Source organism: Streptomyces sp. NRRL S-646 (genome assembly GCF_000720765.1).
In the GTDB taxonomy this organism is placed as follows: Bacteria; Actinomycetota; Actinomycetes; order Streptomycetales; family Streptomycetaceae; genus Streptomyces.
Genome location: NZ_JODC01000006.1, coordinates 170,123 through 186,975, shown reverse-complemented (window position 1 = coordinate 186,975; position 16,853 = coordinate 170,123). Strand labels below are relative to the sequence as shown.

Here is a 16,853-nt window from a genome sequence, read left to right as displayed (position 1 = left end):
GCGTGTTACGCGAAGTAACTTTTGACCTTGGTCCAGCTTTTGTCGGGTGATGACAGTGGTGCCAAGGACCCATACGGAAGCGCGTCGCATCGTGCTCAAGCGCTGCGGTACCCTAACGCCATGCGTGCTGTACGCCTTCTGCTTAGCGGGCCGCGCTGATCAGTCCCGACCACCGGGCGAATCGGATGGTCGGAATCGGCGCGGCGTCCCCTCCTGTGCGAGGGGATTTTTCGTTTCTCGAACGACACCGCTGCTGGCAGAGACGATCGATGGAGCTTAAGGATCATGAGCGAGACGAACCCCGCTGCCGCCGCCGAGGCGGCAGCGCCGCACCGCTACACGGCCGCCGTCGCGGCCGAGATCGAAGCACGCTGGCAGGACTTCTGGGACGCCGAGGGCACCTATGCGGCGCCGAACCCCAAGGGCGACCTGGCCGGTGACCCCGAGGTCGTCGCCCGGCCCAAGAAGTTCATCATGGACATGTTCCCGTACCCCTCGGGTGCGGGCCTGCACGTCGGCCACCCCCTGGGGTACATCGCCACCGACGTCTTCGCACGCTTCCAGCGCATGACCGGCCACAACGTCCTGCACACCCTGGGCTTCGACGCCTTCGGCCTGCCCGCCGAGCAGTACGCCGTGCAGACCGGCACGCACCCGCGTGTGTCCACCGAGGCCAACATCGAGAACATGAAGGCCCAGCTGCGCCGGCTGGGTCTGGGCCACGACAAGCGCCGGTCGTTCGCCACGATCGACCCGGACTACTACAAGTGGACCCAGTGGATCTTCCTGCAGATCTTCAACTCCTGGTACGACGACGAGGCGGACAAGGCCCGCCCGATCTCCGAGCTGATCGCCCAGTTCGAGACCGGTGAGCGCGCCGTACCGGGACACACGCGCGCGTGGCACGAGCTGAGCGCCACGGAGCGTGCCGACGTCCTGGGCGACTTCCGCCTGGCGTACGCCTCGGACGCGCCGGTCAACTGGTGCCCCGGCCTGGGCACCGTGCTGGCCAACGAGGAGGTCACCGCCGACGGGCGCTCCGAGCGCGGCAACTTCCCGGTCTTCAAGGCCAAACTGCGCCAGTGGAACATGCGGATCACCGCGTACGCCGACCGGCTGCTGGACGACCTGGAGGCGCTGGACTGGCCCGAGGCCATCAAGCTGCAGCAGCGCAACTGGATCGGCCGCTCCGAGGGCGCCCGTGTCGACTTCCCGATCGACGGCGAGCGCATCACGGTCTTCACCACGCGCCCCGACACCCTGTTCGGCGCGAGCTACATGGTGCTGGCCCCCGAGCACCCGCTGGTCGAGAAGTTCACCCCGGCCGCCTGGCCCGAGGGCACGCACGAGGTGTGGACCGGCGGTCACGCGACGCCCGCCGAGGCCGTCGCGGACTACCGCGCGCAGGCCGCCTCGAAGTCCGACGTCGAGCGGCAGGCCGAGGCCAAGGACAAGACGGGCGTCTTCATCGGCGCGTACGCGACCAACCCGGTCAACGGCGAGCAGGTCCCCGTCTTCATCGCCGACTACGTCCTGATGGGCTACGGCACCGGCGCGATCATGGCCGTACCCTGCGGCGACCAGCGTGACTTCGAGTTCGCGCGCGCCTTCGAGCTGCCGATCCCCTGCATCGTCGAGCCGACCGACGAGCGGGGCACCGACACCTCGACGTGGGAGAACGCCTTCTCCGCGTACGAGGCGAAGATCATCAACTCGTCCAACGACGACATCTCCCTGGACGGCCTGGGCGTCGTCGAGGCCAAGGCGCGCATCACCGAGTGGCTGGCGCGCAAGGGCATCGGCGAGGGCACCGTCAACTTCCGCCTGCGCGACTGGCTGTTCAGCCGCCAGCGCTACTGGGGCGAGCCCTTCCCGATCGTCTACGACGAGGACGGCATCGCCCACTCGCTGCCCGAGTCGATGCTGCCGCTGGAGCTGCCGGAGGTCGAGGACTACTCGCCGCGCACCTTCGACCCGGACGACGCGAACACGTCCCCGGAGACGCCGCTGTCCCGCAACGAGGACTGGGTCAACGTCACCCTGGACCTGGGCGACGGCCCGAAGCGGTACCGCCGCGAGACCAACACCATGCCCAACTGGGCCGGTTCCTGCTGGTACGAGCTGCGCTACCTGGACCCGCACAACAGCGAGCAGCTGGTCGACCCGGAGATCGAGCAGTACTGGATGGGCCCGCGCGAGGGCCAGCCGCACGGCGGTGTCGACCTGTATGTCGGCGGCGCCGAGCACGCCGTGCTGCACCTGCTGTACGCGCGCTTCTGGTCCAAGGTCCTGTTCGACCTGGGGCACGTCTCCTCCGCGGAGCCGTTCCACAAGCTGTTCAACCAGGGCATGATCCAGGCCTACGTGTACCGGGACAGCCGTGGCATCGCGGTGCCGGCCGCCGAGGTGGAGGAGATCGAGGGCGCCTACTACTACCAGGGCGAGAAGGTCTCCCGGCTGCTGGGCAAGATGGGCAAGTCCCTGAAGAACGCGGTCACTCCGGACGAGATCGCCGCCGAGTACGGTGCCGACACCCTGCGTCTGTACGAGATGGCGATGGGCCCGCTGGACGTGTCGCGGCCGTGGGACACGCGCGCGGTGGTGGGTCAGTTCCGGCTGCTGCAGCGGCTGTGGCGCAACGTCGTCGACGAGACGACCGGCGAGGTCACCGTCGTCGACACCGAGCCCGACGAGGAGACGCTGCGCGCCCTGCACAAGGCGATCGACGGCGTCCGCCAGGACCTGGAGGGCCTGCGCTTCAACACCGCCATCGCCAAGATCACCGAGCTGAACAACCACCTGACCAAGGCGGGCGGCGCGGTGCCGCGCTCGGTCGCCGATGCCCTGGTGCTGCTGGTCGCCCCGCTGGCCCCGCACATTGCCGAGGAGCTGTGGCGCAAGCTGGGCCACACCGACTCGGTGGTCCACCAGGACCTGCCGGTCGCCGACCCGGCGTACGTGGTCGACGAGTCCGTGACCTGCGTGGTGCAGATCAAGGGCAAGGTCAAGGCGCGGCTGGAGGTCTCGCCGGCCATCTCCGAGGAGGAGCTGGAGAAGGTCGCGCTGGCCGACGAGAAGGTCGTCGCGGCGCTGGACGGCGCCGGGATCCGCAAGGTGATCGTGCGGGCGCCGAAGCTGGTCAACATCGTTCCGGCATAGCCGCCCACCGTCCGAGGTGAACGCCTCGGGGTAGTCCCCTACGGGCAGGTTCGGGGTTCTTCTGGAACTCCGGGCCTGCCCGCCTCGTTTACCGTGGAAGAGCGACACGGGGAGTGTCGCGGCCGTCGGAGGAGGAGCGGTGGAAGCAGTGATCGCAGTGTTCGCCCTGCTCTTCGTGCTCTTCCTGGTACTCGGCACCTACGCCGCGGTGAAGGCCGTCGGCGCCGCCAAGCGCGGCGTGGACCGCACGATCACCCAGGCCCGCCGCACGGTCGAGGACCACACCCTGCGGGCCAAGTCCTTCGCCCAGCCCGGAGCGGCGGGCGAACTGGCCCAACTGCGGCTGAAGCTGCGCACGTCGATGCGGGCCACGCAGGACGCACTGCACGCGGGCGTGGCCGAGGACGAGTCCCTCAAGGAGTCCCTGGGCCTCTTCGAGCGCCTCAGCGCGCACGGGCACGAACTGGACGGCGAACTCAAGCGCCTGGAGGCCGAACCGGACCGCACGACGCTCGCCGAGCGGCTGCCCGCCCTGCGCGAGCGCACCGAGCGCATCGTTCAGTCGGCGGACGCACTGCGCTGGGCGGCCCGCGACCGGGCCCGCCGCTTCGCCGACGACGACCTGGACTCGCTGAGCACGCAGATAGACGTCGAGGCGGGAGCCCTGCGGCACTGGACGAAAGCGGAGCCTGCGCAGACCCCGCCGCCGTGGCCCGAGGCCCCCGCCGCCGACGCGGGGGCATCCCGGCAGACCTGGCCCGAGGGACGCCGCTCCGGGAGTGCCGAGGAGCCGGCGCGGCCCGCCATCACCCCGCCGGGAAGGCGGCCCGCCTACCCCTGGCAGAAGAAACCCCGTCCCGAGAGCACTACTTGATCCGGTCAAGGGCAGACCAGGTGAGAGGGGCCGGGCTGCCGTCCCGGCGCTACGGCAGGTAACCTCCAGCTCATGTCCCGCCATGTCGCGATCGTCACCGATTCAACGGCCTACCTGCCGCCGCGGACGATGGAGCGCCACGGCATCACAGCGGTGCCCCTGACCGTGGTCCTCGGCGACCAGGCACTGGACGAGGGCACCGAGATCTCGACGCGCTCCCTGGCCCAGGCACTCCAGAAGCGCCGCCCCGTCACCACCTCGCGCCCCAGCCCCCAGCTCTTCGCCGAGACCTACCGCAAGATCGCGGAGTCCGGCGCCACCGGCATCGTCTCCCTCCACCTCTCCGCCGAACTGTCGGGCACGTACGACGCAGCGGTCCTCGCGGCGCGTGAGGCGCCGGTGCCGGTGCGGGTGGTGGACACCGGGGCGGTCGCGATGGCGCTCGGGTTCTGCACGCTCGCCGCAGCGGAGGCGGCGGAGGCGGGCGGCACGGTGGACGAGGCCGTCACGGCCGCCGAGAAGCGGGCCTCCGGCACGTCCGCCTACTTCTACGTCGACACCCTCGACTATCTGCGCCGCGGCGGCCGGATCGGCGCCGCGCAGGCGCTGCTGGGCTCCGCGCTCGCCGTGAAGCCGCTGCTGCAGCTGGACGGCGGCCGTATCGAACTCCTGGAGAAGGTCCGTACGGCGTCGAGGGCGATCGCCCGCCTGGAGGAGATCGCGGCCGACCGCGCCGGCAGCGCCCAGGTCGACATCGCCGTCCACCATCTCGCCGCCCCCGAGCGGGCGTCGGCCCTCGCGGACCGGCTGCGGGCCCGGGTGCCCGGGCTGGCCGACCTGCATGTGAGTGAGGTGGGGGCGGTGATCGGGGCGCACACCGGGCCAGGGCTGCTGGGGGTCGTGGTCTCGCCGCGGTGACGCTTCCGCACCCGTGCGGGTGACGAAGTTATCCACAACTGGGCAGTAGTCCCCGGGAATTGAGCAAGATCATCGCGAAATCGGCGGGTGCCCGATCCTCGTCGCATGGCACTTCGATCACGTTCACGTACAGCGACCGTCTCCAGCGGCCCGGGGCGGGGACCCGCTTCCGACAGCCGGGTCCGCAACCGTCGCCCGCCGGTGCGCAGCCGAGCCCGGCACCGGCATGCATCGGCGGAGGATCTCCGTCGGCGTGCGGAGGTGTTGTTCCCCGAACGCGCCGGTGAGTGGCGGGAGTCAGGGGCGGGGCCGCCCGTGCGGTCTGTGGAGGAGGAGGACGACGAGCGCGAGGTTCCGCCACGCGAAGAAGGGGCTGCGGGCCCGGATTTTCCATGGGGCGCAGGAGCAGCCGCGGGCCCTGAGGTGCCGACCGGGGAGGTCTGGCGAGCTCGGGCCGGGCTTGCGCTGCGGGAGCGGATGCCGCTGTGGCTGCAGGCGAGGTGTGGGCTGGAGCGGCGGAGCGTGGTCGCGCTCACGGCGCTGCTCGTCGTTGCCGCGGTGTTCGCCGTTCAGCACTTCTGGGCCGGGCGGACACAGTCCGTGCGGGCGCCCGACGTGGTGCGGGCGGCGGCTCCCTTCGCCGAACGGAAGGGGAGCGGCCCGCCAGGGCCGGACGCTTCACCCGTGGCGCCGAATGCCGCAGGCACGGCCGGGGCCGAGATCGTCGTGGACGTCAGCGGCAAGGTCCGCGAGCCCGGGATTCATCGCCTGCCCGCCGGTTCACGCGTCGCCGACGCATTGCGCGCCGCCGGTGGGGTGCGTCCCGGCACGAGCACCGAGGGGCTGAACCGGGCCCGTTTCCTCGTGGACGGGGAGCAGGTGATCGTCGGCGGTCCCGCCGCCCCGGCGCCCGGTGCGGCCCCCGGTGGCCCGGCAGGTTCGGCGGCGGGCGCCGCACCCGCCGCTCCGGTCCCCCTCAACACCGCCACCGTGGACCAGCTGGACACCCTGCCGGGCGTCGGGCCCGTCCTGGCCCAGCACATCGTCGACTACCGCACTCAGCACGGCGGTTTCCGCTCGGTGGACGAGCTGCGTGAGGTCAACGGAATCGGCGACCGCCGCTTTTCCGATCTCCGGAATCTCGTACGGCCATGAGGCGCGCTCCGGATCTCCGGGCCCGGCGCGCGGCCGTCCACGCCGCCTCCTCAGGACGGCTCGGAGCCGCCCACCCCCGACAGGAAGGACCCACGGACCTGCGTCTCGTACCGCCCGCGCTCGCGGTCTGGGCGACGGCTGCGGTGATGCTGGACGCGACGGCGGTATGGGTCCTGAGCACATCGGTGGTGTGCCTCGTCGCGGCCGGTGTGCTGCTGCTCGTGCGGAGACGGGCAGCGGGCGGCGGGCTCGTGCCCGAGCAGTCGGCACCGGTGTCTGTGCCCGTCGGCCGGGTTTCGCCTGCGGGCGGTCGACCGGTGCGTGCAGCGTGGCCGCGGCTCTCCCTCGCCGCCGTTCTGCTCTGCGTCGCTGCGGCCGCCGTGTCTGCGGGGCTGCACGGTGCGGACGTCCGGCGTGGCCCCGTGCCGGATCTGGCGCGGCAGTACGCCACCGTGACCGCCGAGGTCGAGGTCACCTCCGACCCACGGCTCAGCCGGCCCCGGATCAGCGGGGACCATGTCGCACCGACCTCCGTGCTGATCGAGGGGGAGGTGCAGCGGGTGGAGAAGGCGGACGGGACGGCGGCGGTGACGCGGGCGCCCGTGTTGGTCATCGTCGACGCGGGGGCACGTGGTTCCGGAGGAGAGACCTCAGCCGAGAGGCCACCACGGTCGCCCTGGCTCGACCTGTTGCCCTCCACTCGGGTGCGGGTCGTTGCGCGGTTGGCGCCCGCTGCGGTCGAAGGCGACCGGGTCGCGGCCGTGCTGCGGGTGCGGGGGAAGACCGTGCCGGAGGCGGTGGGCGGGCCGTCGGGGGTGCAGCGGTTCGCGGGGCGGTTGCGGGCCGGTCTGCGGGAGGCGACCGACGGACTGCCGGCGGACGCCAGGGCGTTGCTGCCCGGCCTGGTCGTCGGAGACACCTCGCGGGTCACCCCGGAGCTGGACGAGGCCTTCAAGGAGACCGACCTCGCCCACACCCTCGCCGTGTCCGGGAGCAACCTCACGATCATCCTCGCCCTGCTCATCGGACCACCCGGCACGGCACAACTGGTGGAGCGCCGCGGACTCGCCCCCCGGCTCGGCATCCCGCTCAGGACGACCGCGCTGCTCGGAGGAGCGCTCACGCTCGCCTTCGTGGTCGTGTGCAGACCGGATCCGAGCGTGCTGCGGGCCGCGACCTGCGGGGCCGTCGTACTGCTGGCCCTGGCGACCGGACGCCGCAGATCGCTCGTCCCGGCCCTGGCGACGGCGGTCCTGCTCCTCGTGCTGTACGACCCTTGGCTGGCCCGGAGTTACGGCTTCCTGCTCTCCGTACTGGCCACCGGCGCCCTGCTCACGCTCGCGCCCCGCTGGAGCGAGGCGCTGCGGAGGCGCCGGGTCCCGCCGAGGCTGGCCGAGGGGCTGGCCGCGGCGGCCGCGGCGCAGGCGTTGTGCGCTCCGGTCGTCGCCGTGCTGTCGGCGCGGGTGAGTCTGGTGGCGGTGCCGTGCAACCTCCTCGCGGAGATCGCGGTGGCGCCCGCCACGGTGCTGGGCTTCGCGGCGCTGGCGACGGCGCCGGTGCTGATGCCCATGGCCAAGGCGCTCGCCTGGTGCGCGAGTTGGCCGGCGGGCTGGATCGCGGGCATCGCCCGGACGGGGGCCGCCCTGCCCGGCGGGGGAGTGGACTGGCCGGGCACTTGGAGCGGGGCGGGGCTGCTCGCCCTGGTCACGGTGACCGTGCTGCTGATCGGCCGACGGTTGCTGAGACATCCGTGGTGGTGTGCTGCCTGCGGGGTGCTGCTCGTGCTCGTCGTCGTGCAGCCGCCACCGTTGACCAGAGTGATCACCGGGTGGCCGCCGCCGGGGTGGCGGTTCGCCATGTGCGACGTGGGTCAGGGCGACGCGACGGTGCTCGCGGCCGGGGACGGCAGCGGTGTGGTGGTGGACGCCGGGCCCGATCCCACGCTCGTCGACCACTGCCTGCGCACGCTCGGCATCACCAGGATCCCCCTGGTCGTGCTCACTCACTTCCACGCCGACCATGTGGCAGGGCTGCCCGGTGTGCTGCGCGGACGCTCGGTGGGCGCGATCGAGACGACGGGCTTCGAAGAACCCGCCGACCAGGTGCAGTTCGTACGGAAGGAGGCGGCGGCACGACTCATCCCGCTCACCCACGCGGTGGCAGGGGAGCAGCGCCGGACCGGTTCGCTCTCCTGGCAGGTGCTGTGGCCACCGCCCCGCCCGGCACCGGATCCGGACGGCCCGAACGACGCCAGCGTCGCCCTGCTCGCCAGATCGGGCGGACTGCGGCTGCTGCTGCTCGGGGATCTCGAACCCCCGTCCCAGCAGGCGCTGTTGAGATCGCCGCAGGGTGCGCTGCTGGGCGGTGTGGACGTACTCAAGGTGGCCCATCACGGTTCGGCGTACCAGGACCCGGAGCTGATGCGCAGAGTGGCGCCGCGCATCGCGTTGATCAGTTGCGGGGAGCACAACATGTACGGTCACCCCGCTCCCAGCACGGTCGCGGCGCTGCGCGCCGAGGGCGCGGTGGTGCTGCGCACGGATCGGGACGGGGCCCTCGCGGTCATGGGAGAAGGCAGGGAGCTGGGGGTGGCGCGAGACTGAGGGCATGAATTCAGCACAGGTCGATGCCTATCTCCGCCGCCTGGAAGCCGAGCGTCCGCAGCGGGCCGCCGGTGCCACCGCCGACGTGCTGCGCGAGCTGCACCTGCGACACCTGCAGACAGTGCCCTTCGAGAACCTGTCGATCCACCTCGGCGAGGAGATCGTGCTGGAGGAGGAGCGGCTGCTGGACAAGGTGGTGGGGGCACGGCGGGGCGGGTTCTGCTACGAACTCAACGGGGCGTTCGGGGCCTTGCTCGGCGCCCTGGGGTTCGAGGTCACGCTGCTCGCGGCGCGGGTGCACGGGGACGAGGGGCGGCTCGGGATCCCCTACGACCATCTCGCGCTGCGGGTGCGGGCGGCGGACGGCAGCGAGTGGCTGGCGGACGTGGGCTTCGGGGCACACAGCCACTACCCCCTGGACTTCACGGAGAGGGGCGAGCAGAAGGATCCCGGCGGCAGTTTCCGGATCGTCGAGGCGGGGCCGGACCTGGACGTCGTCGTGAACGGTAGGCCGCAGTACCGGCTGGAGGTGCGGCCCCGTGAGCTCGGCGACTTCGTGGCCGGGGCGTGGTGGCACAGCACCTCGCCTGCGTCGCACTTCGTGCAGTCGCTGGTGTGTTCAAGGGTGACGGAGGACGGCGGGAGGATCACGCTCAGCGGGCGCACGTTCAAGGAGACGGGCGCCGACGGGGCGCGGGAGGAGCGGGAGTTGGGCACGGACGAGGAGGTGCTCGGGGCGTACCGGGAGCGGTTCGGGATCGAACTGGGCCGGGTGCCGACCGTGCGCAATCCCCTAGTGGTGACTGATTGAGGTCACATGGCGTCACATGGGTCGAGAGGGGATCAGTCGTTGCTACTCGTGCGTAGACACCCTGTGTTGCCTCGAAAGCCGCATCAGTGATCGAATATCTCTTCGGCAACAGAAGATGTCGAGGCGCACAGGGGTGGCGTGGATGTTCGGCCGCTGGCTGGGAAACCGAACGAACAGGGTGCAACGGACGAGTCCCCTGGCGGCGGTGCAGACCCCGCCGAGTGCCGGGGTGCTGAGCTGCCGGGTGCTGGATCCGGTCAACGAACCGGTCAGACACGCGGAGTTCGCGGTCAGCGATGCCATGGGGCGCAAGGTGGTCGGCGGCGAGACGGATCCCTACGGGTCGTTCGTGACGACGGTACCCGCCGGGGAGTACCGGCTCGCGGTGTCCGCCCAGGGATACAGGCCCTACCGCGCCAGCGCGACCGTCGGGGAGAACACGCTCGCCTCTCTGGGGGACGTGACGCTCCAGGTCGCGAGGCCTCCGGAGCTGCCGCCGGCGGGGGACTGGGAGATCGAGCCCACGCATTCCTCGATCGGGTTCACCGCGCGGCACATCGGGCTGGCCCGGATCCACGGCCGGTTCAACTCCTTCGCGGGGGCCGTCCGGATCACCGAGCCGGTGGAGCAGTCGGCGATGCATGTGGTGATCGACGCGGCGTCCATCGACACGAACGTGCGGATGCGGGACGACCATCTGCGGTCCGGTGACTTCCTGGACGTGGTGCGCTATCCGACGCTGGAGTTCTACAGCGAGCGGTTCGTGCACAAGGGCGGGAACCGGTGGGCGGTGACCGGAGCGCTGTCGCTGCACGGAGTGACGCGTACGGTCACGCTCGACACCGAGTACCTCGGGCTCGGCAACGGCATGGAGGGCGAGGTGCGGGCGGCCTGCCGGGCCACGGCGGAACTGCACCGGGACGACTTCACGGTGAGTTGGCAGACGATGCTGGCGCGGGGGATCGCGGTGGTGGGGCCGAGCATCCGGGTCGACCTCGACGTGCAGATCGTGCGCAAAGGGTGACCTGCGGCGGCCTGCGGCGGGTGCCGGACAATGACTGCCGTGAGTGATGTGAGACATGTGCTGGTGCTGCCCGATCGCGATGCTGCGGAGGCGGTGGCCGAGGCGCTCGCGGAGCGGTTCGAGGTGTCCGAGGAGCCGCAGCTGCTACGGGACGCCCTGGCCGGTGAGGACGACGCGGAGGACGCGCAGTGGCTGGTCGTGCTGCGCGACGAGGACGGGCGGCTGGATCCCGGCGAGCTGGATGAGTTCGTGGGCGCGTGGGACGGGTGGCGGGAGGAGCCGTGAGCATGTGGCCGCAGCCGTAGGCCTTGCCCCAGGAGCTTGAGCCTGCCGTGGGATCCCGTTGTCAGTGGTGCGTGCCATGCTTTACGCGATGGCCAGGAAGACTGCTGAAGACGACCCTCTCGCCCCGGTGACGCTTGCCGTGGGCCAGGAGGACCTCCTGCTCGACCGTGCCGTGCAGGAGGTGGTGGCCGCCGCCAGGGCCGCCGACGCCGACACGGACGTACGTGACCTGACACCGGAGCAGCTGCAGCCCGGCACACTCGCCGAGCTGACCAGCCCCTCGCTCTTCGCCGAGCGCAAGGTCGTGGTCGTACGCAATGCCCAGGATCTGTCCGCCGACACCGTCAAGGACGTGAAGGCCTATCTCGGGGCGCCCGCCGAGGAGATCACTCTCGTGCTGGTGCATGCGGGCGGGGCCAAGGGCAAGGCCCTTCTCGACGCCGCGCGCAAGGTCGGGGCGCGGGAGGTGGCCTGTCCGAAGATGACCAAGCCGGCGGATCGGCTGGCCTTCGTGCGCGGGGAGTTCAGGGCGGCGGGGAGGTCTGCCACGCCCGAGGCCTGCCAGACGCTCGTCGACGCCATCGGCAGCGATCTGCGGGAGCTGGCGTCCGCCGTCTCCCAACTGGTCGCCGACGTCGAAGGGACCATCGACGAGGCCGTCGTCGGGCGGTACTACACCGGGCGGGCCGAGGCGTCGAGCTTCACGGTTGCCGACCGGGCCGTGGAGGGGCGGGCGGCCGAGGCCCTGGAGGCGCTCAGATGGTCCCTGGCCACCGGGGTGGCGCCGGTGATGATCACCAGTGCGCTGGCCCAGGGCGTGCGGGCGATCGGGAAGCTCTCGTCCGCGCGCGGGGGCCGGCCGGCCGATCTGGCGCGTGAGCTGGGGATGCCGCCGTGGAAGATCGACCGGGTGCGGCAGCAGATGCGGGGTTGGACGCCGGACGGCGTGGCGGTCGCTCTGCGGGCGGTCGCCGAGGCGGATGCGGGAGTGAAGGGTGGCGGTGACGATCCCGAGTACGCGCTGGAGAAGGCGGTCGTGGTGATCGCCCGCGCTGCGCGGTCGCGAGGGCGGTAAGGGGGCGTGCCTCGCGGGGGCTTTCGGGTGGTGGCGCCGAGCGGGTTTCGCCCCCCGCCGCCCCTTCCCGTCCCGTCCCTGGGGGCTGCGCCCCCAGACCCCCGATTTCGGCCTGAACGGCCTCGTCCTCAAACTCCCCCACTGCCTTAAGGGCGTGGGGGGACCCCCAACGGGCTGAAAGTGCGGCCACGCTCAGAAGTACCGAAGCGTCCTGGGGAAGCACCGAAGGCCCCCTTCCCGCCCTGGGGAAGGGCAGGAAGCGGGGCCTTCGGTACAAGATGTCGAGCCCGTACCCGCGTGGCGAACGCAGGCCGCGTACAGGCTCTTGGTGCCGGTCGGGAGCGGATGAGAGAGGGCCCGCTCTGGGTCCTTCCGGCGGTTCGGTCCCGCAGGACCGGTCAGATCAGTAAGAGGTTCAGCCCTTGATGGAGGCGACCTTGGAAGCAAGCGCCGACTTCTTGTTGGCGGCCTGGTTCTTGTGGATGACGCCCTTCGAGACGGCCTTGTCGAGCTGACGCGCGGCAGCGCGCTGGTACTCGGTGGCCTTCTCGACGTCACCCGCGGCAGCGGCCTCGCGGGCCTTGCGGATCGCGGTCTTCAGGGAGGACTTGACGGCCTTGTTGCGCTGCCGGGCCTTCTCGTTGGTCTTGATCCGCTTGATCTGGGACTTGATGTTCGCCACTGATTGAGCCTTTTCAGGTTCAGGCACAGGGCCAGGAGCACTCCGCGTAGGAGATACGCAGGAGATACCGGGTCCCGTACCAGGTGATTTCTTGGAGTTGTGCCTCGCGCTGAGAGGGCATGAGACACAGCCACCCAGAGTACCAGCGGCGGTCCGGACGGCCCAAAACGGTCCCCGGTCGCCACCCGTGGGACCATGGAACCTACGTATCGATCCGACCCGAGGCATAAGGCGCCTCAAGAGACAGGACCCTGCGTGCCCGCGACCCCTAACAATGTGCCCGAGCCGAGCCGTACCGACCCGGCTCTGATCCGCAATTTCTGCATCATCGCGCACATCGACCACGGCAAGTCCACGCTCGCCGACCGGATGCTCCAGCTGACTGGTGTGGTCGAGCAGCGGCAGATGCGTGCTCAGTACCTCGACCGGATGGACATCGAGCGCGAGCGTGGCATCACGATCAAGTCCCAGGCGGTGCGGCTGCCCTGGGCTCCGACCCACGAGCCCGGCAACACGCACATCCTCAACATGATCGACACCCCGGGGCACGTCGACTTCACCTACGAGGTCTCGCGGTCGCTCGCCGCCTGCGAGGGGACCGTCCTCCTCGTCGACGCCGCCCAGGGCATCGAGGCCCAGACCCTCGCCAACCTGTACCTGGCGATGGAGAACGACCTCACGATCATCCCCGTACTGAACAAGATCGACCTGCCGGCCGCGCAGCCCGAGAAGTTCGCCGAGGAGCTCGCGAACCTCGTCGGCTGCGACCCGGACGACGTGCTGCGGGTGTCCGCCAAGACCGGTCTCGGCGTCGACGCGCTGCTCGACAAGGTGGTCAAGGAGATCCCGGCGCCGGTCGGCGTCGCGGACGCCCCCGCCCGAGCCATGATCTTCGACTCCGTCTACGACTCCTACCGCGGTGTCGTGACGTACGTACGAGTCGTCGACGGCCAGCTCAACAAGCGTGAGCGGATCCGGATGATGTCCACCGGTGCCACGCACGAGCTGCTGGAGATCGGCACGAACTCGCCCGAGATGCTGGGCGCCGACGGCCTCGGCGTCGGTGAGGTCGGTTACCTCATCACCGGTGTGAAGGACGTCCGGCAGTCCAAGGTCGGTGACACCATCACCAGCCTGGCCAAGGGCGCCACCGAGGCCCTCGGGGGATACAAGGACCCGAAGCCGATGGTCTTCTCCGGGCTGTATCCGCTGGACGGCTCCGACTACCCCGAGCTGCGCGACGCCCTCGACAAGCTCCAGCTCAACGACGCAGCGCTCGTCTACGAGCCGGAGACCTCGGCCGCCCTCGGCTTCGGCTTCCGCGTCGGGTTCCTGGGGCTCCTCCACCTCGACGTCATCCGCGAGCGGCTGGAGCGCGAGTTCGGGCTCGACCTGATCGCGACCGCGCCCAACGTGGTCTACCGCGTGATCATGGAGGACGGGACCGAGCACACGGTCACCAACCCCAGCGAGTTCCCCGAGGGCAAGATCAACGACGTGTACGAGCCCGTCGTACGCGCCACGATCCTCGCCCCGAGCGAGTTCATCGGCTCGATCATGGAGCTGTGCCAGACCCGGCGCGGGACTCTTCTCGGCATGGACTACCTCTCCGAGGACCGCGTCGAGATCCGCTACACGCTCCCCCTCGCCGAGATCGTCTTCGACTTCTTCGACCAGCTGAAGTCGAAGACCCGCGGCTACGCCTCGCTGGACTACGAGCCCACCGGCGAGCAGACGTCCAGCCTGGTCAAGGTGGACATCCTGCTGCACGGCGACAAGGTCGACGCCTTCTCCGCGATCACCCACAAGGACGCGGCCTACGCCTACGGTGTGCGGCTCGTCGCCAAGCTGCGCGAGCTCATCCCGCGGCAGGCCTTCGAGGTGCCCATCCAGGCAGCCATCGGCTCCCGGGTGATCGCCCGCGAGACCATCCGCGCCATCCGCAAGGACGTCCTCGCCAAGTGCTACGGCGGCGACATCTCCCGTAAGCGCAAGCTGCTGGAGAAGCAGAAGGAGGGCAAGAAGCGGATGAAGATGGTGGGTTCCGTGGAGGTTCCTCAGGAGGCGTTCATCGCCGTGCTCTCCAGTGATGACAGCGCGGGGTCGGGCAAGGGCAAGAAGTAACCGCGGGTAACAACGGGTTACGGAACCAAACCGGACACAACAGGGGCTCGTCGTACGAAAGCGCGGCGAGCCCCTACGCGTGCGTAGCGTTGCTCTCTGTACGAAGTGACAGGCCGCCGCCCCTTACGAACCGGCCGGTCGGGCTCTACCCTGATCTCTGCTCGATAGTTACTCGCGAGTTAAACAAGAGCTCGTGAGTGGATACAGCCGCAGTCAATACCGCCGCACTTGAGCCAGCCGCGCTGCCGCGGGCCCCGGAGGATGTCGTGAGCGACACACAGACACTGATCGAGAACCGTCCGCCGAGCGTGGCGACCCTCTTCCTGGAACGCGTTGCAGCCACACCGGAGGCGGAGGCCTACCGCTATCCGGTGGCGCCCGCCTCCGGTGGGGGCCCCGACGACTGGAAGTCGCTCAGCTGGGCGCAGGCCGCGGAGCGGGTCTACGCGATCGCGGCCGGTCTGATCGAACTGGGTGTGCAGCCCGAGCAGCGCGTCGCGCTCGCCGCCTCCACCCGGGTCGAGTGGATCCTCGCCGACCTCGGCATCCTGTGCGCCGGAGCGGCCACGACCACGGTCTACCCGCAGACCAACGCGGACGAGTCGGCGTTCATCCTCTCCGACTCCGACAGCCGGGTGCTGATCGCGGAGGACGCGGCCCAGCTCGCCAAGGCGATGGAGAAGAAGGCCGAGCTGCCCGACCTCACACATGTCGTCGTGATCGACCCGGCCGGCGTCGAGACCAGTGACTGGGTCCTCACCCTCACCGAGCTGGAGGCCCGGGGCGCCGCCCGACTGGAGAAGGACCCCGACCTGATCAAGGAGCGGGTCGGTGCGATCACCTCCGATCAGCTTGCCACCCTGATCTACACCTCGGGCACGACCGGCCGCCCCAAGGGTGTGCGCCTGCCGCACGACAACTGGTCGTACATGGCGAAGGCGATCGCCGCGACCGGCCTGATCAGTACCGAGGACGTGCAGTACCTCTGGCTTCCGCTCGCGCACGTCTTCGGCAAGGTCCTCACCTCGGGGCAGATCGAGGTCGGGCACGTCACCGCCGTCGACGGCCGCGTCGACAAGATCATCGAGAATCTGCCGGTCGTGCAGCCGACGTACATGGCGGCCGTCCCGCGCATCTTCGAGAAGGTCTACAACGGGGTCGCGGCCAAGGCGAAGGCCGGCGGGGGCGCCAAGTACAAGATCTTCCAGTGGGCCGCCGAGGTCGCCCGCGAGTACGCCAAGACCGCGCAGGACAACTTCCGGCGCACCGGCACGGCGTCCGTCCCGTTCTCGCTCGGCGCCAAGCACAAGGTCGCCGACGCGCTGGTCTTCGCCAAGATCCGCGAGGCGTTCGGCGGGAACCTGCGGGCGTGTGTCTCGGGCTCGGCCGCGCTCGCGCCCGAGATCGGCTACTTCTTCGCAGGCGCCGGCATCCACATCCTGGAGGGCTACGGCCTCACGGAGTCCTCGGCCGCCTCCTTCGTCAACCCGGGCGAGGCCTACCGCACCGGCACGGTCGGCAAGCCGCTGCCCGGCACGGAGGTGCGCATCGCGGACGACGGGGAGATCCTGCTGCGCAGCCCGGGCATCATGGAGGGCTACCACGGGCTGCCCGAGAAGACCGCCGAGGTGCTGGAGTCGGACGGCTGGTTCCACACCGGTGACATCGGTGAGCTGTCGCCCGACGGGTACCTGCGCATCACCGACCGCAAGAAGGACCTCATCAAGACGTCCGGCGGCAAGTACATCGCGCCTGCGGAGGTCGAGGGGCAGTTCAAGGCGGTGTGCCCGTACGTCTCCAACATCCTGGTGCACGGGGCCGACCGGAACTTCTGCACGGCCCTGATCGCTTTGGACGAGCCGTCCATTTTGCAGTGGGCTTCGGAGAACGGGCTCGCGGGGAAGTCGTACGCGGAGGTTGTGGCTGCGCCGGCCACGGTTGCCTTGATCGAGGGGTACGTCAAGGAGCTCAACGAGGGCCTGCAGCGCTGGCAGACGGTCAAGAAGTTCCGTCTCCTGCCGCGGGATCTCGATGTGGAGCATGGCGAGATCACGCCGAGTCTGAAGCTGAAGCGACCGGTTGTCGAGCGGGAGTACAAGCACCTGATCGACGAGATGTACGCCGGTACGCGCGAAGCGTAGAG

At 70.2% G+C, this 16,853-nt stretch carries 12 protein-coding genes; 11 read left to right on the top strand and 1 reads right to left on the bottom strand.

The genetic code is table 11. The features are described 5' to 3' along the window. Nucleotides 1-285: 285 nt before the first annotated feature. From leuS to holA, 9 genes are all read left to right on the top strand, one after another. A complete protein-coding gene (leuS, locus tag IH68_RS0114375; protein ID WP_030934227.1) occupies nucleotides 286-3,159 on the top strand; it encodes a leucine--tRNA ligase in 2,874 nt (957 codons plus the stop codon). A gap of 139 nt (nucleotides 3,160-3,298) precedes the next feature. Beyond that, complete coding sequence (locus IH68_RS0114370; protein WP_030934222.1) at nucleotides 3,299-4,033, top strand: hypothetical protein; 735 nt, start codon at nucleotides 3,299-3,301, stop codon at nucleotides 4,031-4,033. A gap of 72 nt (nucleotides 4,034-4,105) precedes the next feature. Next, complete coding sequence (locus tag IH68_RS0114365) at nucleotides 4,106-4,951, top strand: DegV family protein (RefSeq protein WP_030934218.1); 846 nt, start codon at nucleotides 4,106-4,108, stop codon at nucleotides 4,949-4,951. Nucleotides 4,952-5,056: 105 nt separating this feature from the next. Further along, nucleotides 5,057-6,106 (top strand): ComEA family DNA-binding protein, encoded by a 1,050-nt coding sequence (locus IH68_RS53050; RefSeq protein WP_199931878.1) that lies wholly within the window; start codon nucleotides 5,057-5,059, stop codon nucleotides 6,104-6,106. Next, a complete protein-coding gene (locus tag IH68_RS0114355) occupies nucleotides 6,103-8,709 on the top strand; it encodes a ComEC/Rec2 family competence protein (protein ID WP_030934212.1) in 2,607 nt (868 codons plus the stop codon). The genes IH68_RS53050 and IH68_RS0114355 overlap by 4 nt, the downstream gene beginning before the upstream one ends. Before the next feature lie 4 nt (nucleotides 8,710-8,713). Continuing rightward, nucleotides 8,714-9,520, top strand: coding sequence for an arylamine N-acetyltransferase family protein (locus IH68_RS0114350; RefSeq protein WP_037884818.1), 807 nt, complete (start codon nucleotides 8,714-8,716; stop codon nucleotides 9,518-9,520). Between the two features lie 142 nt (nucleotides 9,521-9,662). Next, nucleotides 9,663-10,544: a YceI family protein gene (locus IH68_RS0114345; RefSeq protein ID WP_030934206.1), complete on the top strand. Its 882-nt coding sequence runs from the start codon at nucleotides 9,663-9,665 to the stop codon at nucleotides 10,542-10,544. Nucleotides 10,545-10,583: 39 nt separating this feature from the next. Beyond that, nucleotides 10,584-10,829 (top strand): hypothetical protein, encoded by a 246-nt coding sequence (locus tag IH68_RS0114340; protein ID WP_037884817.1) that lies wholly within the window; start codon nucleotides 10,584-10,586, stop codon nucleotides 10,827-10,829. A gap of 88 nt (nucleotides 10,830-10,917) precedes the next feature. After that, nucleotides 10,918-11,904, top strand: coding sequence for a DNA polymerase III subunit delta (gene holA / locus IH68_RS0114335; protein ID WP_199931877.1), 987 nt, complete (start codon nucleotides 10,918-10,920; stop codon nucleotides 11,902-11,904). Between the two features lie 415 nt (nucleotides 11,905-12,319). Here holA and rpsT read toward each other — a convergent pair whose 3' ends face one another. Then, a complete protein-coding gene (rpsT, locus tag IH68_RS0114330) occupies nucleotides 12,320-12,586 on the bottom strand; it encodes a 30S ribosomal protein S20 (protein WP_030934199.1) in 267 nt (88 codons plus the stop codon). 255 nt (nucleotides 12,587-12,841) lie between these two features. Between rpsT and lepA the strand changes: the two genes are divergently transcribed. Next, entirely contained in the window at nucleotides 12,842-14,710 is a 1,869-nt protein-coding gene (gene lepA, locus IH68_RS0114325; protein ID WP_030934196.1) for a translation elongation factor 4, read from the top strand. A 266-nt stretch (nucleotides 14,711-14,976) separates the two neighbouring features. Next, the gene (locus IH68_RS0114320) at nucleotides 14,977-16,851 is read left to right on the top strand and encodes an AMP-dependent synthetase/ligase (RefSeq protein WP_030934193.1); all 1,875 of its coding nucleotides are present in this window, start codon (nucleotides 14,977-14,979) and stop codon (nucleotides 16,849-16,851) included. The last annotated feature ends 2 nt before the right edge of the window (nucleotides 16,852-16,853 follow it).